General features: G+C 65.0%; 18 protein-coding genes and 2 pseudogenes. 8 read left to right on the top strand and 12 right to left on the bottom strand.

The genetic code is table 11. The features are described 5' to 3' along the window. Window positions 1-4: 4 nt before the first annotated feature. The 5 genes and pseudogenes from ON21_RS10750 to ON21_RS40960 form a co-directional block, all read left to right on the top strand. The gene (locus ON21_RS10750; RefSeq protein ID WP_039797581.1) at window positions 5-1,006 is read left to right on the top strand and encodes an alpha-ketoacid dehydrogenase subunit beta; all 1,002 of its coding nucleotides are present in this window, start codon (window positions 5-7) and stop codon (window positions 1,004-1,006) included. Then, window positions 1,003-2,328: a dihydrolipoamide acetyltransferase family protein gene (locus ON21_RS10745; protein ID WP_039797580.1), complete on the top strand. Its 1,326-nt coding sequence runs from the start codon at window positions 1,003-1,005 to the stop codon at window positions 2,326-2,328. Before ON21_RS10750 ends, ON21_RS10745 begins: the two co-directional genes overlap by 4 nt. Then, entirely contained in the window at window positions 2,329-3,711 is a 1,383-nt protein-coding gene (gene lpdA / locus ON21_RS10740) for a dihydrolipoyl dehydrogenase (protein ID WP_039797579.1), read from the top strand. 548 nt (window positions 3,712-4,259) lie between these two features. After that, window positions 4,260-5,327 (top strand): Glu/Leu/Phe/Val dehydrogenase family protein, encoded by a 1,068-nt coding sequence (locus ON21_RS10735; protein ID WP_039797578.1) that lies wholly within the window; start codon window positions 4,260-4,262, stop codon window positions 5,325-5,327. A gap of 533 nt (window positions 5,328-5,860) precedes the next feature. Beyond that, a pseudogene (locus ON21_RS40960) lies at window positions 5,861-6,004 on the top strand (transposase); the annotation flags it as partial. Window positions 6,005-6,052: 48 nt separating this feature from the next. Here ON21_RS40960 and ON21_RS39975 read toward each other — a convergent pair. The 12 genes and pseudogenes from ON21_RS39975 to ON21_RS10680 all read right to left on the bottom strand — a co-directional run. Further along, window positions 6,053-6,286 (bottom strand): annotated as a pseudogene (locus ON21_RS39975) (IS3-like element IS987 family transposase); the annotation flags it as partial. Between the two features lie 291 nt (window positions 6,287-6,577). Next, window positions 6,578-7,522, bottom strand: a complete 945-nt coding sequence (locus ON21_RS10725) for an NADP-dependent oxidoreductase (RefSeq protein WP_039797577.1) — start codon at window positions 7,520-7,522, stop codon at window positions 6,578-6,580. A gap of 224 nt (window positions 7,523-7,746) precedes the next feature. Next, complete coding sequence (locus ON21_RS38335) at window positions 7,747-8,064, bottom strand: hypothetical protein (RefSeq protein ID WP_157170788.1); 318 nt, start codon at window positions 8,062-8,064, stop codon at window positions 7,747-7,749. Window positions 8,065-8,598: 534 nt separating this feature from the next. Then, the gene (gene paaK, locus ON21_RS10720) at window positions 8,599-9,909 is read right to left on the bottom strand and encodes a phenylacetate--CoA ligase PaaK (RefSeq protein ID WP_039797606.1); all 1,311 of its coding nucleotides are present in this window, start codon (window positions 9,907-9,909) and stop codon (window positions 8,599-8,601) included. 23 nt (window positions 9,910-9,932) lie between these two features. Continuing rightward, the gene (gene paaE / locus ON21_RS10715) at window positions 9,933-11,027 is read right to left on the bottom strand and encodes a 1,2-phenylacetyl-CoA epoxidase subunit PaaE (protein ID WP_039797576.1); all 1,095 of its coding nucleotides are present in this window, start codon (window positions 11,025-11,027) and stop codon (window positions 9,933-9,935) included. Window position 11,028: 1 nt separating this feature from the next. Then, window positions 11,029-11,541, bottom strand: coding sequence for a 1,2-phenylacetyl-CoA epoxidase subunit PaaD (gene paaD / locus ON21_RS10710; RefSeq protein WP_051020665.1), 513 nt, complete (start codon window positions 11,539-11,541; stop codon window positions 11,029-11,031). Further along, on the bottom strand, window positions 11,535-12,440 hold the full coding sequence (paaC, locus tag ON21_RS10705; protein WP_039797574.1) for a 1,2-phenylacetyl-CoA epoxidase subunit PaaC: 906 nt from the start codon (window positions 12,438-12,440) through the stop codon (window positions 11,535-11,537). The genes paaD and paaC overlap by 7 nt, the downstream gene beginning before the upstream one ends. 7 nt (window positions 12,441-12,447) lie before the next feature. Next, complete coding sequence (gene paaB / locus ON21_RS10700; RefSeq protein ID WP_039797573.1) at window positions 12,448-12,753, bottom strand: 1,2-phenylacetyl-CoA epoxidase subunit PaaB; 306 nt, start codon at window positions 12,751-12,753, stop codon at window positions 12,448-12,450. Further along, window positions 12,750-13,688 carry a 1,2-phenylacetyl-CoA epoxidase subunit PaaA gene (paaA, locus tag ON21_RS10695; RefSeq protein ID WP_039797572.1) on the bottom strand — a complete coding sequence of 313 codons (939 nt, stop codon included), beginning with the start codon at window positions 13,686-13,688 and terminating at the stop codon, window positions 12,750-12,752. The genes paaB and paaA overlap by 4 nt, the downstream gene beginning before the upstream one ends. A gap of 12 nt (window positions 13,689-13,700) precedes the next feature. Continuing rightward, the gene (locus ON21_RS10690) at window positions 13,701-14,498 is read right to left on the bottom strand and encodes an enoyl-CoA hydratase-related protein (protein ID WP_039797570.1); all 798 of its coding nucleotides are present in this window, start codon (window positions 14,496-14,498) and stop codon (window positions 13,701-13,703) included. Then, window positions 14,495-15,364, bottom strand: a complete 870-nt coding sequence (locus ON21_RS10685) for a 3-hydroxyacyl-CoA dehydrogenase family protein (protein WP_039797568.1) — start codon at window positions 15,362-15,364, stop codon at window positions 14,495-14,497. The genes ON21_RS10690 and ON21_RS10685 overlap by 4 nt, the downstream gene beginning before the upstream one ends. Further along, a complete protein-coding gene (locus ON21_RS10680; RefSeq protein ID WP_039797567.1) occupies window positions 15,361-16,110 on the bottom strand; it encodes an enoyl-CoA hydratase/isomerase family protein in 750 nt (249 codons plus the stop codon). Before ON21_RS10680 ends, ON21_RS10685 begins: the two co-directional genes overlap by 4 nt. Window positions 16,111-16,336: 226 nt before the next feature. On the opposite strand from ON21_RS10680, the gene ON21_RS10675 reads away from it, so the two are divergent. From ON21_RS10675 to ON21_RS40955, 3 genes are all read left to right on the top strand, one after another. Next, window positions 16,337-16,963, top strand: coding sequence for a TetR/AcrR family transcriptional regulator (locus ON21_RS10675; RefSeq protein WP_039797605.1), 627 nt, complete (start codon window positions 16,337-16,339; stop codon window positions 16,961-16,963). A 60-nt stretch (window positions 16,964-17,023) separates the two neighbouring features. Further along, window positions 17,024-19,051, top strand: coding sequence for a phenylacetic acid degradation bifunctional protein PaaZ (gene paaZ, locus ON21_RS10670; RefSeq protein ID WP_039797604.1), 2,028 nt, complete (start codon window positions 17,024-17,026; stop codon window positions 19,049-19,051). Between the two features lie 123 nt (window positions 19,052-19,174). Then, entirely contained in the window at window positions 19,175-19,360 is a 186-nt protein-coding gene (locus ON21_RS40955) for an EthD domain-containing protein (RefSeq protein ID WP_373281125.1), read from the top strand. The last annotated feature ends 655 nt before the right edge of the window (window positions 19,361-20,015 follow it).

Here is a 20,015-nt window from a genome sequence, read left to right as displayed (position 1 = left end):
CATCGTGCCCACACTCACCATGGCGCAGGCACTCAACGCCGCGCTACGCGACGCCCTGACCGCGGACAAGAACGTCGTAATCTTCGGCGAAGATGTCGGCACACTCGGCGGCGTGTTCCGAGTAACCGACACGCTCGCTCGTGATTTCGGCGACGACCGCTGCTTCGACACCCCGCTGGCCGAGTCCGGCATCATCGGCTTCGCGATCGGCATGGCGATGGCCGGATTCAGGCCCGTGGTCGAGATGCAGTTCGACGCATTCGCCTATCCGGCCTTCGAGCAGATCGTCTCGCATGTGGCGAAGATCCGGAACCGCACCAAGGGCGCTCTGTCTGTCCCGATGGTCATCCGCATTCCCTTTGCCGGAGGTATCGGCGGCGTCGAGCACCACTGCGATTCCAGCGAGGGCTATTACGCCCACACTCCCGGTCTCAAGGTGGTCGCGCCCTCCACTGTCGAGGACGCCTACACCCTCCTGCGACGAGCGATCGACGACCCGGACCCGGTGATCTTCCTCGAGCCCAAGCGCCTGTACTTTTCCCGAGCAGACGTCGATCTCGCCATCGGGTCACCGATCGGGAAGGCTGCCGTGCGCAGGACAGGCAGCGACGCAACTCTGATCGCCTACGGGCCGTCAGTCGTGGTCGCACTCGAAGCCGCCGAGGCCGAAGAAGATCACCATTCTCTCGAGGTGATCGACCTGCGCTCGATCGTCCCGTTCGATGACGAGACGGTAATGGAGTCGGTTCGTAAGACCGGACGTTGCATCGTGCTTCAAGAAGCACAAGGATTCGCCGGGGTGGGTGCCGAGATCGCCGCCCGCGTCCAGGAACGATGCTTCCACCACCTGCAAGCTCCGGTCCTGCGGGTCAGCGGATTCGACATCCCCTACCCCGCCCCGAGATTCGAGAGGTTGCATCTGCCGGGCGTCGACCGAGTCCTCGACACTGTCGACCGGTTGCAGTGGAACGACACTGTCGATACCCGCTGGGCGGTGACCGCATGAGCCACCAAGTATTCCTGCTCCCCGATCTGGGTGAGGGCCTGACCGAAGCCGACATCGCCGAATGGAAAGTCAAGATCGGCGACACCGTCACTATCGACCAGGTGGTCGTCGAGGTCGAGACCGCGAAAGCGGTCGTCGACGTGCCGATCCCGTTCGAGGGCACCGTCGTTGCCCTGCACGGCGACGAAGGCGCCACGCTGCAGGTCGGCACACCTCTAATCACTGTCAGCTCTGTCGGCGACGCCGCAGCAGAAGACGATCTCCGGGCTGGATACAAGCAGTACCGGATCGAGGAGCGCGCCGGATCCGGCAATCTCCTCATCGGCTACGGCACCAGCGAGGACACCCGCAAGCTCCGTCGACGCGCGAGACCGACCGCGAGCCCCCCGGCGACCATCGCACTGGGAGGAGAAACGAAGCCCACAAATTCACCTCCCACATCGATGGCCACCACCTACGCGGTCCGCGTGATCTCGCCCGTCGTGCGAAAGCTCGCCCGCGAGAACAACATCGATCTTGCGCACGTAACGCCCACCGGTCCCGGCGGCACCATTCGTCGCGCCGATCTCGAACTGGTTCCTGCGGGCGCCGACTCCTCGAATGGGTCAGTCGCGCGAGCAAACCGGGGTACCCGGCGGATTCCGCTCAAAGGCCTGCGCAAGGCCGTCGCGGAAAAACTCTCGACCAGCCGCCGAGAGATTCCTGATGCCACCACCTGGGTGGACGCCGATGCCACCAACCTCGTGCAAGCCCGTCACACGATCAACGCATCTCTACCCGAAAACGAGCGAATCAGTCTCTTGGCCTTCCTGGCGCGGTTGACCGTCGCCGCACTGCAGCAATTCCCGGAGCTGAACTCAACCGTCGACCCCGATCGCGAAGAAATCATCCAGTTCGCACACGTACACCTCGGCATCGCGGCCCAGACTCCGCGTGGCCTGGTCGTTCCGGTGATCGAGCACGCCGACTCGTTCACGACCACCCAGCTCACGCGGCTGCTACAGGAGACCACTTCGCTCGCTCGCGACGGCAAACTTCCGCCGGCACAGCTGGCCGGCAGCACATTCACCTTAAACAACTACGGGACCTTCGGAGTTGACGGAAGCACTCCGATCATCAACCACCCAGAAGCCGCGATTCTGGGCGTCGGCCGCATCATCGACAGGCCCTGGGTGCTCGACGGTGAGCTGACCATCCGCAAGATCACCCAGATCTCGCTCAGCTTCGATCACCGCGTCTGCGACGGCGGCACCGCCGGCGGATTCCTCCGGCTGTTCGCGGACTATGTCGAGAACCCCATCGCGGCCTTGGGAAGGCTGTAGATGACCGGCACACACAGCGACGTGCTCATCCTCGGCGGCGGCTCCGGCGGCTATTCCTGCGCGTTCCGCGCCGCCCAGCTCGGGCTGTCCGTCACATTGATTGAGGCCGACAAGGTCGGAGGCACCTGTCTGCACCGCGGCTGTATCCCTACCAAAGCACTGCTCCACGCCGCCGAGATTGCCGACAACATACGAAACAGCAAGTCGTTCGGGATCAGGGCGACGTTCGACGGAGTCGACATCACGGCGGTCCACGAATACAAGAACAGCACCATCGACCGCTTGTACAAGGGATTGCAGGGGTTGGTGGCCCACCACAAGATAACCACCGTAAAAGGCCGCGGCACCTTCATCGGTGACCGGACGATCGCTGTCGATGGCATCCGCTACACCGGTACCTCGATCGTCCTGGCCACCGGGTCCCACGCTCGCACCATTCCGGGCATCGCGATCGGTGAGCGGATCGTCACCAGCGATCACGCGCTCGATCTCGACTTCGTACCCGAGTCGGCGATCGTGCTCGGCGGTGGCGTCATCGGCGTCGAGTTCGCCAGCCTGTGGAACTCGTTCGGCGCCGACGTCACCATCGTGGAAGCACTCCCCCGTCTCGTCCCTGCCGAGGACCCGTGGTGCTCGAAACAACTCGCCCGGGTCCTCCGCAAGAGCGGGATCTCGATCCGTGTCGGAACCAAGATCGCGGCAGCGAAGGAGTCCGCCGACGGTGTCATCGTCGAGCTCGAAGGCGGCGAGACACTCGAAGCGGTTGTATTGCTGATCGCCGTCGGTCGTGAACCTCGCACGGTCGGTAATGGTCTCGCCGAACACGGCATAACCCTCGACCGTGGGTTCGTTGTCGCCGACGAGCGCCTACATACCGGTGTCGACGGGGTATATGCGGCCGGTGACATCGTTGCCGGGCTTCAACTCGCGCACCGGGGGTTCCAACACGGCATCTTCGTGGCCGAAGAGATCGCGGGGCTCGCGCCTGTGCCTGTGGCCGAGCATCTGATTCCAAGGGTGACGTACTCGCATCCCGAGGTCGCATCCGTCGGGCTCACCGAGAACGCGGCGCGTGAGAAGTACGGCGACGTTACCGCCGTGGTCTACGACCTCGCCGGTAACGGTAAAAGCCAGATCCTGAAAACCACAGGTGGTATCAAAGTCGTCCGGGCCGGGGGTGTGGGCACGCCGGGACCGGTAGTAGGGGTGCACATGGTCGGCGATCGTGTCGGTGACATGATCGGCGAGGCTCAGCTCGCGGTCGGGTGGGAGGCACTTCCCACCGACGTCGCGTTGTACATTCATGCCCACCCCACACAGAACGAGGCACTCGGGGAAGCCATGCTTGCCCTCTCAGGGACCCCACTTCACGCGCATGGCTAATTGATAGGAGGTAGTTCAGCTGCAAACCTGCCAGCTCCATGCGAGGACAGCTCACACCCCTGGCCTCGCTCATGGACATCTCTTCTGTCGCTGTTACATTACTGTGGTCGTCGGTCAGACAGCCGGATGTGGGCGTGTCATCTGCGGCCCCGATGTCGCAGACGCTCCCGATTTGGTGGGCCGGGCGCGTTGTCCGCGATATGGCCTTGTTTTGCGCGCACCTGAATGACCACAGGTTGCGGGTCGTGGCCGGCCTCCACCGGGCAGATCGGCAACTTGGGCACTGTTGCCGCGTAGTTGAGTATCACCGTCGACCACGGCGCCTCTATCACCACGCTCGGTCTCGCCGCTCCTCGGTTACCTGCGCTGCACAAGCTGCGGGAAGCATCACGGCAACTGAGAAAACGGCAGCTTGCATGCATTGATGTCCAAATGGCCTCATGGGCACCGGCGGATGCCGAATCAGTAACGGTTCCGCAGGCAGCATCCCCCTTCGATTCCCGACACAACCCAACATCTGCGTGGCGACAACTACGAAAGGCTGATTCATGAGTCTGCACGACACCCTGCGCTGGCAGGGGGAACTGACAGCGACCCGACACGACCCCCAAACCGGGGCATCGTTCGTCATCCGCATCTCCTCCACAAGCCTCGGACCAGCAGCCGGCGGCACGCGGGCGGCTCAGTATGCCTCCTTCGCAGACGCCCTCGCTGATGCCGGCAAACTCGCCGACGCGATGACCTTGAAGATGGCTGTGAGCAATCTGCCCATGGGGGGTGGCAAATCGGTCATTGCCTTGCCTGCCCCGCGCAAGGACATCGATCAGGCCACCTGGAACCGGATCCTAACACTGCACGCGGAGAACATCGACAAGCTCAAGGGCAACTACTGGACCGGACCCGACGTCAATACGAACTCCGCCGACATGGACACTCTCAGCGAAACAACGAAGTTCGTCTTCGGACGCTCCCCTGAGCGCGGGGGCGCCGGGTCGAGCGCGTTCAACACGTCGCTCGGGGTGTTGGCGGCGATGAAGGCAACGGCTGCTTACCGTGGCCTGGGGACCCTTGACGGGCTCCGTGTGCTGATTCAGGGACTGGGGGCAGTCGGCAGTGGAGTGGCCAGGCTTGCGGCGGACGCCGGAGCACGCCTCCTGGTCTCCGACACCGATCCGGCTCGAATGGCATGGGCGCAGCAACGCGGATATACCGTCGTCGGCGTCGACGAGATTCTGCGGACACCATGCGACATCTTTGCGCCTTGCGCCATGGGAGCGGTCATCGGCACCGATGTCGCCGCGGAGCTGCCAGCTTCCGCCGTCGTCGGTGCAGCCAACAATATCCTCGCCGACGACCACGCAGGGGCCATACTCCGTGAGCGCGGCATCCTCTACGCCCCAGACTTCGTCGCCAATGCCGGTGGGGCATTCCATCTTGTCGGCCGGGAGGTGCTCGGGTGGGGCCGCGAGACCGTCGAAGAACACACCCGCGGGATCGGCGACATCTTGACCGAGGTGTACACGTTGGCGGAAAGCAGCGGGATCACAACTGATCTTGCTGCACGCGCCGTGGCTCGCACCCGCCTTGAGACAAGCCGCGCCGAGACTGCCGCTTGAAGCTGGCGCCGCCACCACCCGGCAAGTAGCCATCGCGGTACGAAAGTGTCCACCTGGCTCGGCACTTGACGCTCTCTATCGGCGCACCCCGTCGGGAACCACAGGTACCAGTCGATCGGCACCGGGTCTGTCAGGAACCTTTGGGGATGGAGGTGATGATCCCGAACAGGTGCTGAAGCAGCCTGCCGCCGCTTCTGCGAGGAGGATCACCGTGAACGACAACACAACTCGGTCTGCTAGTGATGGGTTGGATGTTCGGATCGCGCATGAACTGGTAGAGCAGGCCCGCTGCGAGGAGCTGTCGTTGACCGGGCCGCTGGTCTGTTGACGGCTGTGCCCCGCCGCGTCATAGAAGGCCGCTCTGGAAGCGGAGATGCCGAGCATCTCGGATACGCCAAGGGCGATCGTGTAGTGACGGCCGAGATGGAGGCTGACAATCACCGCAATGGCACCAGCCGCACGATCGTCCATACGATATCGGCCCGGTCACCGTGGAGGCGCCCCGGGACCGGGCCGAAGAGTTTGGGCCACGGATGGTGCCCGAGCATGCGCGGCGGGTCACCGGGTTCGACGAGGCGGCGGTCAGCCTGTATGTCAAAGGGTTGACGACTGGGGAAATTCGCACTCATCTAGCCGAGATCTACGGCGCCGACGTCTCACGGGAAACGATCTCGAAGATCACCGACGCCGTGGCCGCCGAGTTGGCCGAATGGCACGCTCGATCGCGCCGACGCCGATTTCAGAATTGCATTGGCGCGCTCGAGTTCTGCGTTCTCACGCCACAACCGCTTCGGCTCCGCGGACTCAGCAGAAGTGACGCCCCGGAAGGCACCGACGTCGATCTCGGCCTGCCACACCCGCGTCCGGACCGTTTCCGGATGCGTGGCTCCCAGCAGTTCCGCGACCGCCCGCATCGCAGACCACTCCGACGAATGCCGGCCATGGACCTCCACGAACATCCGCACCGCCCGCTCACGCCACTCGGCCGGATACTTCTTCCTCGACGACACGGCCAAGATATGCAGTCTCTCTACCTGCCAAGGCGACCCAGACGCACCTCGTAATGCCGGTGCTGGACGACGGCGTCACCGATTGAAGCCACTGGCCGACGTCAGGTCTGCTGTGCGCCTGCTATCAGCGGGGCCAGAGAGTGCGTAAACCGAGTCAGACCCTTGAGGCCCTGCTCGGAACATCAACACAGCCGGGAAGAGCGGACGAGTGCCGAAAATTCTCTGTGGTGAAGCCAGTTCTCAGAGCGAGAAGTCGAGAATCAGCCGCTCCCTCAGACCACCTGCCGCCAGCAAACGATGCGCTTCTGCAGCCTGCTCCGGTGCCATCGCCCGGGTCCGGAGTGGACTCAGTACACCCTTGTCAACCTGTTGCCGAAGACGATCCAGCGCGTCACCATCCGTCAGGCGCAGATCCACCCGAGCCCGCAGCACCGAGATCCCCCGCCCCGGTTCCGGCCCTTCCCACGGACGCACTACCGCCAGTCTGCCACCGGTTCGGATCGCCGGCACCACTGCCTCACCCAGCACCGCCGCATCCACCAGCGCGTCGACGCCGTTCGGTTCGACCTCGCGGATCCTCTCGGCGACCTCGGGCCCCCGGCGAACGACCTCGTCCGCGCCGAAGGAGCGCACTAGCACCTCGTCGTTATCGGCGGCGTCGGCAATTACCCGTAATCTCTCGGCCTTCGCGAGCTGGATGACATATGCACCAACGGCACCGGCAGCACCGATCACCGCGATCGTCGCCCCCGGTTGCAGATCGAGCCGATCGACGATGTCGCGCGCCGTCAAGCCGTTCATCGGCAACGTTGCGGCATCAGTGAAATGCAGGCCGCTCGGTATCGCTGCGGCGGCTTCGGCAGCGACAACCACCCAATCCGCATAGGACCCCCCACCAACCGCCATCGTGCCCTGGGCAGTCGCAACCATCACCCGCACACCGGCACGCCATGACGCGCCGGGGCCTACCTCGTCGATCACCCCAGCGGCATCCATACCAAGTACGTATGGCGGATCCCACTCGGGTCGGCCACGCCGACCCGCACGGATCACGGTGTCTGCGGGGTTCACTCCCGCCGCATGGACTCGGATTCGAATCTGCCCCGGTCCCGGATGTGGTTCGGACAGATCGAGAACCTGCAGTTGCTCCGGACCGCCGAACTCGTAAATACCAACAGCTCTCATGATCTAGGCAACGTTCCGCAGGTGCCGATTAGTCCCCACCCGGACAACCCGCGGGATTCGGTTGTAAAGCAATCACGTATGAACCGCCTTTTCTGCTGTCGCCTGCCAAGGTGATGGGTTCTGGCACAGATAGTGTGATCATTACGAGGGTCGCCGAATTTCGGCAGTCGAGCAGGACAGTTGTGGCTGAGTAGTGCTCGCTTCCGGAGCATGTCCAGGTTTGATCATACAAAGCACTGCTGTTTGAGGGCCTTGACCTTGTTCACGGTGCCCACAGTTGGACCATTGCTTCCAGGGCAGGGTGAGCCCGGCAGTGACTGCGGCGAGATCGTGCTCGAGGCCGGCCGCGAACGAATGCAGCGCGGAAAGGTCGTCGGCGCTGACTGGTCCATCCATTCGGATAGCGGGTCACCGCGCCGGTCACGCATCATGACCGCGAACGCGCCGATGTGGCGGCGGGTGGTCGCGAGTTCCGGACAGCGGGCCAGGATCTGGTTCAGTTGTTCGTTGTCGTCGCCTGTAAGGGTTTCAGGGTCGCGCATGATCCAGGGAGGTGGCAGCGGCAATCACCTCGTCCGGTGAGGCGGCAATGACAAAGCGCCGCACTTCTTTCCGATCGAGGCTGAGTTCCTTGGTCACGGAATCGTTCTTCACGACGTCCAAGACGGAACTCGTGCACATTCGCTCCCGGCCGATGCTGGCCCAGTTTCGGAAAGAGACGTTCGACTGAATCGAGAACTACTACAACACTCAGCGAAGGCACTCTACGCTGAATTATTTGTCACCAGAAGATTATTCGTCAGGGTACAGAGAAATCAGTCAGATTGCGGCTTGGTCCGGTGTCCACGAAACCAGGAACACTTTAGCGGAACTTCCTCCGGATAGGGGTTGCACGATCTACTCGTCGGCGATGATGGTGCGTGTAGTAGCTATACGAACCGTCGAATACCGATTCGTATAGCGGCGTAGCGTTCGGACGAAAGCCTCCTCAATGACTCTGCCCGGCAGCGAACCACTCCGCCGCCGACGGCGCTCCGTTTGTCACGAGGGTGCCCGTTCGCTTGGCTCTACCGATCCTACTTCGGGCGCCTGTCTACAAGCCGTCGCGCTTTACCAACTGACCGCTCGATTGAGTCGGGGGGCAGGACATCAACGACGACACTGACCCCGATTCGCTGCTTGATCAGCTGTTTGAACACTACAGCTGCGGCCGTGCGGTCCTCCGAAGAAGCCTCGGCGCGGCTTTCCACGCGAACGGTCAGGCGGTCCAGGCGTTCGGGGCGGTCGAGGACACACTGGAATTGGGGCGACAGTGCGGGGACCGTCAGGATGAGCTCCTCGATTTGTGAAGGAAACAAATTCACGCCCCGCAGGATGATCATGTCGTCACTGCGGCCGGTGATCTTCTGCATCCGCCGCATGGAGCGGGCGGTGCCAGGCAGCAGCCGGGTCAGGTCCCGGGTTCGATACCGCACTACCGGGAACGCTTCCTTAGTCAGCGAGGTGAAAACCAGCTCGCCCTCGGTACCGTCGGACAGCACCTCGCCGGTCTCTGGAGCGATCACCTCCGGGTAGAAGTGGTCCTCCCAGATGTGCAGGCCGTCTTTGGTCTCCACGCACTCCATCGCCACGCCGGGCCCCATGATCTCGGATAGTCCATAGATGTCGACGGCCTGAATGCCCAGCTTCTGCTCGAGCTCGGTCCGCATGGACTCGGTCCACGGCTCGGCGCCGAAGATGCCGGTGCGCAGGGAGGTGGCGGCCGGGTCGATGCCGTGCTCGATCATGGCGTCGATCATCGTGAGCATGTAGGAGGGGGTAACCATGATGGCGTCGGGCCGGAAGTCCTGAATTACACGGATTTGCCGCTCGGTCATGCCGCCGGACATGGGCACCACCGTGCACCCCAGGCGCTCGGCGCCGTAGTGCGCGCCCAGCCCGCCGGTGAAAAGCCCATAGCCATAGGCGACGTGCACCATGTCGCCGCGGTTCACCCCGGCGGCGCGCAGGCTGCGGGCGATCAGGTCGGCCCAGTTGTCCAGGTCCCGGCGGGTGTAGCCGACCACAGTGGGCCTGCCGGTGGTGCCGGACGAGGCGTGGATGCGGTTCACCTGGTCGCGCGGCACCGCGAACATGCCGAACGGGTAGCTGGCCCGCAGTTCGGCCTTGGTGGTGAACGGGAAACGCGCCAAGTCGGACAGTTCCCGCAGGTCCGACGGGCGCACGCCCGCGGCATCGAAGGCCGCGCGGTAGTGCGGAACATTGGTGTAGGCGTGGTTCAGCGACCAGCGCAGCCGCTCGAGCTGCAGAGCCGCGAGGCGGTCGCGGTCGGCGAACTCGATGTCAGTGTCGGAGAGGTTCTCGGGTGCGGGAGCGGCGGTGCTCATGGCGGAGTCCTTCATGAACGCGGTCAGCAGTCGAAGTCGACCGTGAGGGTGTCAGTGGTCGGATAGGTCTGGCAGGTGAGTACGAAGCCGGAGGCGACCTCGTCGTCGTCCAGTGCATAGTTGCGGCGCATGTTGGCCTCGCCTTCGCAGATCAGCGCACGGCAGGTGCCACAGACACCGCCCTTGCAGGCGAAGGGCAGGTCGGATCGGATCTGCTCGGCCGCGTCCAGGATGGTGCGGTCGCGCGGTAGGTCGGCGGTGGTGGAACGCCCGTCCGAGGTGATGGTGACACGGCTGGTGGGACCGGTCTGCGCGGCCTGCGGGTGCCGGTCCGGTGCTGGCGGCGCCTCGCCTACGTAGAACAGCTCGCGGTGGATTCGTGCCCGGTCGAGACCGAGCTCGGCGAGCACCGTCGTCGCGTCGGTGACCATTCCCAGCGGACCGCACAACCAGGCGTGATCCACGGCGTCGAAGGGAACCAGATCCGTCAGGATGGCACGGATCCGGTCGGCGTCCAGGCGTCCGGAGAACAGCTCCACGTCGCGCGGCTCTCGTGATAGGACGTGGATCACCGACAGTCGGGGACCGTAGCGATCCTTGAGGTCGGCGATCTCATCGGTGAACATCACCGACTGGGTGCGCCGATTGCCGTAAAGCAGGGTGACGCGCGCACCGGGGTCGGTCAGCACCGAGGCCGCGATTGACATCAGCGGTGTGATGCCCGAGCCGGCCCCGATCAGCAGGTGACGAACGCCGCCGACCGGGTCAGCGGTGAAGGTGCCAGCCGGTTCCTGCACTTCCACACGGTCGCCCTGCGAAACTTCGCGTACGAGCCAGCGGGAGAACAACCCGGCCGAGACCTCCCGTACCCCGACACGCGGAGCGTGCCCGACGGGGGCGCAGATCGAGTACGAGCGCCGATGCTCGACGCCGTCGACCTCGCGCCGCAGGGTCAAGAATTGTCCGGGTCGGAAGCGGAACCGCTCGCGCAGCTCATCGGGCACCGCGAAAGTGACGGCCACGGCGTCGTCGCACAGCCGTTCCACCGCCGAGACGGTCAACATGTGGAACGCCGTCGCCCGCTGCTGGGGCGCGGGTCGCTCCGTTGCGGTCGTCATCTCAGATCTCCTTGACGTGGTCAAACGGCTCTTGGCACGTCCGGCACCGGTAGAGCGCCTTACACGCGGTGGCTCCGAACTCGGAGATGCGCTCGGTGTCCGGCGAGTCACAGCGTGGGCAGCGCACCCGCCGTCGGGCGGGGATCAGGGTCAGCGCGACCGGACCCCGGCGCGGCGCCGGGCCCGGTGTCGAGTAGCCGTGCTCGCGTAGCTTGCGGCGGCCGTCCTCGGTGATCCAGTCGCTGCTCCAAGCAGGGGCGAGCACTGTGTCGACCCGCACTTGCGGGTAGCCGCTGCCGCGCAGCGTGCGAGCTATATCGGCGCGGATCTCGGCCATGGCCGGGCATCCGGAGTACGTCGGCGTGATCGTCACGACAATGGTCCCGTCCACGTCGGAGCGCACATCGCGCAGCACACCCAGGTCGGCCAGGGTCAGTATCGGCATCTCCGGGTCCGGCACGGCCGCGGCGAGTTCGCACGCGGTGTCGAGGGTGTCGGCGGCCACGCTCACCACCGCCCTTCAGGATGGGCACGGGCCACGCTCTGCATTTCGGCGAGCAGGGCGGCGAGGTCGCCAGTGTGCTCGCCGATGCGCCCGATCGGCGCGGACGCTGCGGCGGCCGGCAGCGTCAGGTCGGCGGCACCGAGGATGGTGGCGACGCTTCGGTCGAAGTCCGCAGATAGCTCGGCCGGATCGGCAGCGATACCGGCGCCAGTGAGTTCCCGCTCCTCGTCGGTGGTGGCGAACAGTTCCGCGATGTACGGGGCCAGCGCCCACAGCCCGTTCTCGATGCGGCGCCGCGACTCCTCGGTGCCGTTGCCCAGCACCACCACCCAGCGCCCGGCGTAGTCGCGATGATAGGTGAGCTCCTTGAGGCCCTTTTCCGCGACCGCCGACAGTACCGGGTCACCGGATTCGCGGAGCCGGTCGAACAGCAGGGTCCGCCAGGTGATGAACAACAGCATCCGGGTGACAGTGTGGGCGAAGTCCCCGTTGGCGACTTCACACATCCTCACGTTACGGAAGTCCGGCGCGTCACGGAAGAACGCCAACGCATCCTCAGCAGGGACGGGTGAGGTCTGCGAGATCACCGGCACTACAGCGGAATCCGCGGCCGCCGCGCGGGCGAACAGTAGCCGAGCCTGTCCGAGCAGGTCCAGGCCGATGTTGGCGAGGGCGACTTCCTCTTCGAGTTCGGGCGCGTGGGTGCACCACTGGGTGAGCCGCTGGGCGCTGACCAAGGCGTCGTCGGCGAGCATCAGGCAGTAACGCGCCAGGGCGGTGCGGTTCACACCCTCGGGCACCGAGGCGTCGACACCGGCCAGTGGGTCGTCGAAATCGCCGCCGAAGGCCCACCGACCGTGGTCGTCGCCCTCCAGCAGGCCGGAGTAGGCGTTGTCGTGATCGATCATGGCTGCCTCACATATGCGGGACGTTGTCGGGGATCTCGTAGAAGGTCGGATGGCGATAGACCTTGTCCCGGTTCGGGGCGAAGAACGGGTCCTTCTCGCTCGGGCTGGAGGCCGCAATTGCCTCTGAGCGCACCACCCACAGGCTCACGCCCTCGTTGCGCCGGGTGTAGACATCACGGGCGTGCCGCAGCGCCATTTCGTCGTCGGCGGCGTGCAGGGACCCCACATGCACGTGGTTGAGGCCGCGCTTGCCGCGCACGAACACCTCATACAGCGGCCACTCCCCGCGAATCCCGTTGCTGCCGAACATCATCGGGCTCGTTTCGATTCGTGCTGAGCGAACGCGGCCGCGGCCTCACGCACCCAGGCTCCGGCGTCATCGGCCGCCCGGCGCACCGCGATGCGCTCGGCATTGCACGGGCCGTCACCGGAGATGACTTTGGTGAACTCGTCCCAGTCCGGGGTGCCGAAGTCGTGGTGTCCGCGGCTTTCGTTCCACCGCAGCTCGGGGTCGGGCAGGCTAACGCCCAGCGCCTCGGCCTGCGGCACGCTCATGTCCACGAAACGCTGGCGCAGTTCATCATTGGTGTGCCGCTTGATCCGCCACCGCATGGACTGCGCGGTGTTGGGCGAGGCGTCGTCGGGCGGGCCGAACATCATCAGCGCAGGCCACCACCAGCGGTTGACCGCGTCCTGCACCATCTCCCGCTGCTGGGCGGTGCCGCGCATCATGGTCATCAGCAGCTCGAAGCCTTGGCGCTGGTGGAAGGACTCCTCCTTGCAGATACGCACCATGGCCCTCGCGTACGGCCCGAAGGAGCTGCGGCACAATGGGACCTGATTGCAGATCGCGGCGCCGTCGACCAGCCAGCCGATCACACCGACATCGGCGAAGGCAAGGCTCGGGTAGTTGAAGATGGACGAGTACTTCTGCGCGCCTACGATCAGCTTGGCGGTCAGATCACCGCGGTCGGTGCCCAGCGTCTCAGCCGCTGAGTACAGGTAGAGCCCGTGGCCGGCTTCGTCCTGGACCTTGGCCATGAGGATAGCTTTGCGGCGCAGCGAAGGAGCCGAGGTAAGCCAGGCACCCTCCGGCTGCATACCGATGATCTCCGAGTGGGCGTGCTGGGCGATCTGCCGGATCAGGGTGCGGCGGTAGCCCTCGGGCATCCAGTCCCGCGGTTCGACGCGCTGGTCGGCGGCGATGGTGTGGTCGAACTCTGATTGCAGTTTTTCGGTGGACGTCATCGAGGTGTCTCCTCACCGACCCGTGAACACGGGAGTTGTCTTGTTGAGGAACGCCACGACCGCGTTGCGGTGGTCGCTCGTCGCGCCGAGTTCCCGCTGGACGGCGCGCTCGCGCTCCAGCGCGCCGGACAGATCAGGAGGGCCGTTGCGGACGAGATACTTCACCGCGCGGTACGCGGCGGTCGGTCCCGAGGCGAGGCGAACGGCAAGTGCACGCGCGGTATCGTCGAGTTCGGCTGCGGGCACCCGCTCATACACCAGGCCCCACTTCTCGGCCTGCTCGGCGGTGATCTTGTCACCCAGCATCAGCAGCCCGGTAGCATGGCTGACGCCAAGGCTGCGTACCAAAGCGTGGCTCAGCCCTGAGTCGCTTGCAAGACCAATACCGGTGAACGCGGCGGCGAAGGAAGCGTTGTCGGCGGCGACCCGGATATCGGCGGCCAGCGCCATCCCGAAACCCGCGCCGACGCAGGCGCCGTTCACTGCGGCCACCACTGGGATCTCGAGTCCGGCCAACGCGCCGATCAGGGGGTTGTAGTGCTCGGCTATGGTGCACATCGCACGCTCGGGGCTGTCCCGCAGCACCTTCGCGTGTTCGGCGAGATCCTGGCCCACGCAGAAGTGTTTGCCCTCCGCCCGCAGTAGCAAGGCTCGAGCATCCGGGTTCTCGGCCACCCCACGCACTGCGGCCAGCAGTGCTTCCTTCAATGCGGTGTCCAGTGCGTTCGCTGCGTCTGGCCGGGCCAGCGTGAGGGTGACCAGCCCCGCTACGGACTCGACGAGGACGGGTTCGGTTGTGGTGGCACTCATCGTGTCTCCTTGGTGTCCCAGGTGTGGAAACCCCGGCCGGTCTTGCGGCCGAGTTCGCCGCGCGAGACCTTCTCGCGCAACAGCTGCGGCGGCTCGAAGCGCGAACCGAGATCGGTGGCAAGGTGTTCGGCGATCGCCAGTCGCACATCCAGTCCGACGAGGTCGGTGGAACGCAGTGGCCCCATGGCGTGCCGGTAGCCCAGTTCCATGGCGCGGTCGATGGCCTCGGCGTCGGCCACGCCGTCCTCGAGCATTCGAATCGCCTCGAGTCCGAGAGCGACACCGAGCCGACTGGTGCCGAAGCCTGGGAAATCGTTGACGACGATCCCTTCCTTGCCGAGCCCAGCGACCCAGTTGCGCACCGCGGTGACGGTCGCCTCGCCGGTGACGGCCGAGCGCACGATCTCGACCAACCTGGAGACGGGCACTGGATTGAAGAAGTGCATGCCAAGGAACCGAGCCGGATCGGCAAGGGCAGCGCCCAGTTCACCGATCGGCAGCGAGCTGGTGTTGGATGCGATTACCGTGTCCTGGCCAACCGTCTGCTCCACACTGGCCAGCACATCGAGCTTGAGCGCGATATCTTCCGGCACGGCCTCGACCAGGAGGGTGGCATCGGCCGGCAGGTCGGCGATGTCGCCGACCATGCGCACCCGATCCAGCACTTCCTCGGCCATGGTGCCCGGGAGCTTGCCCTTAGCGGCCGCGGCGTCGAGCCCATTCGCGATGCGGGCGTGGGCGGCTGCACGATCACCGGCTTCCGCGACCGTAACGATGCTGCCCAGAGTGGCGAACACCTGCGCGATACCCGCGCCCATACAGCCGCCGCCGACGACGGCGACGATGGCTGGTGCATGCTGTGTCATCGGTTCCTCTTTTCCAGGAATTCGGCCATCCGGTTGTGTTTGTCGGGCGTCTCGAACAGAACGGCCTGGGCGAGGTCGTCGGCGAACGGCCGCGGAGCGGTGGCGTCAATCACGAGTTTGGTGAGCCGCAGCGCCAGTTCGGAGTTACCGGCGAGGCGGTCGATCAACGCGTGGCCGGCCTGCAGGTGGGCGCCGTCGTCGACGATCTCCAGTACTAGTCCGCTGCGCAGCGCTGTCTCGGCGTCCAGGCGAGCGCCAGCCAGCAGCACCTGCTTGGCGAGGGAGTTCCCGACCAAAGCGGGCAACCGGTAGGCGGCGCCGGCCGCGGCCATGATGCCCAGTCTCGGTTCTGGATTCGCGAACACTGTGGTGGGGGTAGCGATGCGGATGTCGCATGCGTAGGCGAGTTCCGCACCGCCGCCGAGGGCATAGCCGTTGACCACCGCGACAGTAGGCAGCGGCAGCCGGGCGATTCGATCGAACAAGTTGCGATTGATCCCCGCGAGCGCCGCGTCCCGGCCCCGATCGCGCAACTCGTTTATGTCGGCACCACCGGCGAAGTGATCACCGCGGCCGGTCAGCAGCAACAGTTTGGGCTCTCGCTCGAGCCTGCCGCACATCCGATGCAGTTCGGCGACCATGGCCCCATTGATGGCGTTGCGCTGCGCGGGCCGGTCCAGGGTGACCGTGATCCGATCGTCGGACTCGGTGACCTCGATGGTGCGGAAGCGCTCTGTCGCGGTCACGGTGTCTCCACCGGCAACGAGACGCCCTGCCCCACACCGACGCATAGAGTCGCCGATCCACGGCTGTGATTGCCCTGCGCGGTCCTGGCCCCGTGGACGAGATACACGTTCTGCACGTCTCAACTCCTGCTGTCGATGTCACGATTATTACCGAACATTCGGTTGGTAATCAACATCTATTTCTAGGTTTTCCACCGGAGCATCAGGTCCTGGGAGGATGTGGACCATGACTTCCGAACGCGCCACTCGCAGGCCGGGCCCCGGACGCCCGGGATACGACCTGGACTCGCTACTTTCCGTCGCAGTGAAGGTCTTTAACGAAAAGGGCTACGACGGCACCAGCATGGAGGTGCTCGCCACGCGTCTCGGGATCACCAAGTCTTCGATTTACCACCACGTGTCCAGCAAGGAGGAACTGCTCGAGCTGGCATTGTCGCGTGCCCTAAACGCGCTCTTCGCCGCGACCACCGAGCCGGAGGCAACTAGTGGAAGTTCGGTATCGCGATTGGAACACCTGGTCCGACGCAGTGTCCAAGTGCTGGTTGCAGAACTTCCCTACGTGACGCTGCTGCTGCGCGTCCGCGGGAACAGTGCGATCGAGCGTCGGGCGCTGACCCGTAGGCGCGAGTTCGACGAGTTCGTCGCGACGCTGGCCCACGACGCCGCAGCCGAGGGCGACCTGCGCCCCGACATCGACCCGGCGTTGATCAGCCGACTGCTGTTCGGCATGGTCAACTCCCTCATCGAGTGGTATCGCCCGCGCAGCGGGGCGGACACCGACCAACTCGCCGACGCCGTGGTCGCGATGACTTTCGACGGTCTGCGCACCCACCCACGCCGGAGGCATTCTTGACAGGATCCGGAACCACGAGGATGGTAATTACCGACCGAACGGACGGTGCGAGGAGACGTGGTGGGCAGACTTCTGCAAAGTTATGTGACAGGGACGTGGTACAGCGCGCCCGACGAGGGTTCGCCCGTGTACAGCGCCGTCGACGGCAGCGAGATCGCCCGGATCTCTGCAACCGGCCTGGACTACAGCGCAGCGGTGCAGTACGCGCGCACCGTCGGCGGCCCCGCCCTCACGTCGCTGACCTTCCACCAGCGCGCGGTCGCGCTGAAACAGTTGGGGCAGACACTGCTGGCGGGCAAACAGGAGTTCTACGAGCTGTCCCGCGCGACCGGTGCGACGGACCAAGATTCCGGCATCGACATCGATGGCGGTATCGGCACCCTACTGAGCTACGCGAGCCGGGCGCGGCGCGAGTTGCCCGACGACACAGTCGTGCTGGACGGTGCAGTGGAGCGGCTGGGCAAGACGGGCTCCTTCCTCGGGCAGCACATCTACACCTCCCGCCGCGGCGTCGCGGTGCAGATCAACGCGTTCAACTTCCCAGTCTGGGGCTTCCTGGAAAAGCTCGCGCCGACGTTCATCGCCGGATTGCCCACTATCGTTAAACCCGCCGGGCAGACCGCCTACCTGACCGAGCTGGTTTTCCGTCGAATCATCGAATCTGGCTTGCTACCAGAAGGTTCGATGCAACTGGTGTGCGGCAGCGGCCAGCCGCTGCTCGAGCACCTCGGCGGACAGGACTCCATCCAGTTCACCGGTTCCGCCGACACCGCGCGTGTCCTGCGCACCAACCCAGCGGTGGTCGCAAGCGGCGTCCGGTTCAGCGCCGAGACCGACTCGCTCAATGCCTCGATCCTAGGCATCGACGTGACCGCCCGATCCGCTGAGTTCGACCTGTTCGTCGAGCAGCTCGTGGTGGAAATGACCGCGAAGGCGGGCCAGAAGTGCACCGCCATCCGCCGCGCCTTCGTACCGAATGTCCTAATGGACGACGTGATCGCAGCGGCGAAAGCCCGACTGCAGAAGATCGTGACCGGCCCCGCCGACGCCCAGAGCATCACCATGGGTGCCCTGGTCAGCGTCGAGCAACGCGACGAGGTGCTCAAGGCGGTACGTGCCCTGACCAAGAGCTGCGAGATCGTTCACGGCTCGGCCGAGCCGCCGACCGGCCCTGGCGCCTACTTGCCACCGATCCTGCTGCGTTGCCACGACTCTGCCGCTGACGAGCCCCACGACATCGAGCCATTCGGGCCAGTGGCCACGGTAATCGGCTACGACGACACCAGCGACGTGATCGAACTCGCCGCACGCGGCCACGGCAGCCTGGTTGCCTCCGTCATCACCGGCGACCCTGAACTGGCACGGGAGATCGTGCTCGGCCTGGCACCGTACCACGGGCGAGTGCTCGTCCTGGACAATGTCGCCGCCAAGGAGTCCACCGGACACGGTTCGCCGCTGCCAGTGCTGGTTCATGGCGGCCCGGGGCGTGCGGGCGGTGGCGAGGAGCTCGGCGGCATCCGTGCCGTGCTGCATCACATGCAACGCACCGCCGTGCAGGGCAGCCCGCAGGTCCTCACCGCGGTGGGTCACCGGTGGGTCACCGGTGCCTCCCGCACCGACGGTGGTGTGCACCCATTCCGCAAGGATCTCGGCGAACTCGCCCTCGGCGACACCATCGTCGGTGGCCCACGCAGGGTCACCCTGGACGACATCACCCATTTCGCCGATTTCACCGGCGACACCTTCTACGCCCACACCGACCCCGCCGCGGCCGCGGCCAATCCGCTCTTCGGCGGCATCGTCGCACACGGCTACCTCGTCGTCTCGCTGGCGGCCGGACTGTTCGTCGACCCAGCTCCCGGTCCGGTCCTGGCCAACTTCGGTGTAGACAACTTGCGCTTCCTCACCCCCGTCAAGGCCGACGACGAACTCACCGTGGTTCTGACCGCCAAGCAGATCACCCCACGCAGCGGCGCGAACTACGGAGAGGTCCGCTGGGACACCGTTGTCACTAACCAGAACCACGAGGCCGTCGCCACCTACGACGTCCTCACGCTGGTCGTCAAACCTCAAGCAGAGTCCGCATGAACCGCCGGATCGCCGTCTGCTACGGCGCCCCACCGACCCTGCCGCGTTCGACGAGCACTACCGCAGCGTGCATATCCCCCTCACACTAAAGGTGCCCGGTTTGAAGGACTTCGCCTGGGCAAAGTGCGCCGCACTCGACAGCTCGACCCGCCCTACTACGCCGTCGCCCATCTCCGCATTGAGACCGAGGAATCGCTGCGGCAGGCGTTGATCTCTCCCGAGATGAGAACCTCCGCCCAGGACGTGCGCCACTCCGCTACCGGCTCGGTGACGAAGTACATCGAACACTACGGAATAAGCGGACATTAGCCCTGTTACAGGCCTCATCCCAGCGGTCACAACCGTCATCACCGACCCAGTTGAGAACAGAACCACCGCTATACCGCGCCGACCCTGGCAGGTTCGCTCCATCCTGTTGCACACACTCCCAGGCCTCGGCTTGGCGGCAAGATCCCACCGAAGTGGTGCAAACGTACGCGATGGCCCGGGCAAGTTTGTCGGTAATTCCACAGGCCGCCGTCCGAAAGATAGGTATACCGGCGGCAGATCGACCGTCGTGGATACCGCGTCGCGCGAAGGAGAATTTACGCACCACAGCAAGCGCTATCAAGCGAGGATTCGGATGTATCTCCCGCGCGAAGATCGCCCGGATGCAGGTGGACACACGCATCCGGGCGACGATGGGCGCCTTATGATTCGACGTTGCACGGCTTGTACGAAATTGCTCGCGCCACTGACCTCGTCCTGCTCGTCGTGTCAATCGACGGATCTGGAGTGGGTGGCTTCGTCCGGCGAAGGGGCGATCGTCTCCTGGAAAATTGTGCAGCGCTCTACGGGCAACCGCCGCGAGGCTACGGAATTGTCGACGATCGCCGTAGTCCAACTCGATGAGGGACCTATGGTCTTCACCACAATACTCGGCGAGATACCGCCGTACTCGAAAGAATCGGTGCGCGTGAAGTTC

This window comes from Nocardia araoensis NBRC 100135 (assembly GCF_000308435.1).
GTDB lineage: Bacteria > Actinomycetota > Actinomycetes > Mycobacteriales > Mycobacteriaceae > Nocardia > Nocardia araoensis.
Note: the sequence above shows the minus strand (reverse complement) of the source record. Positions and strands in the feature narration are given on the sequence as shown.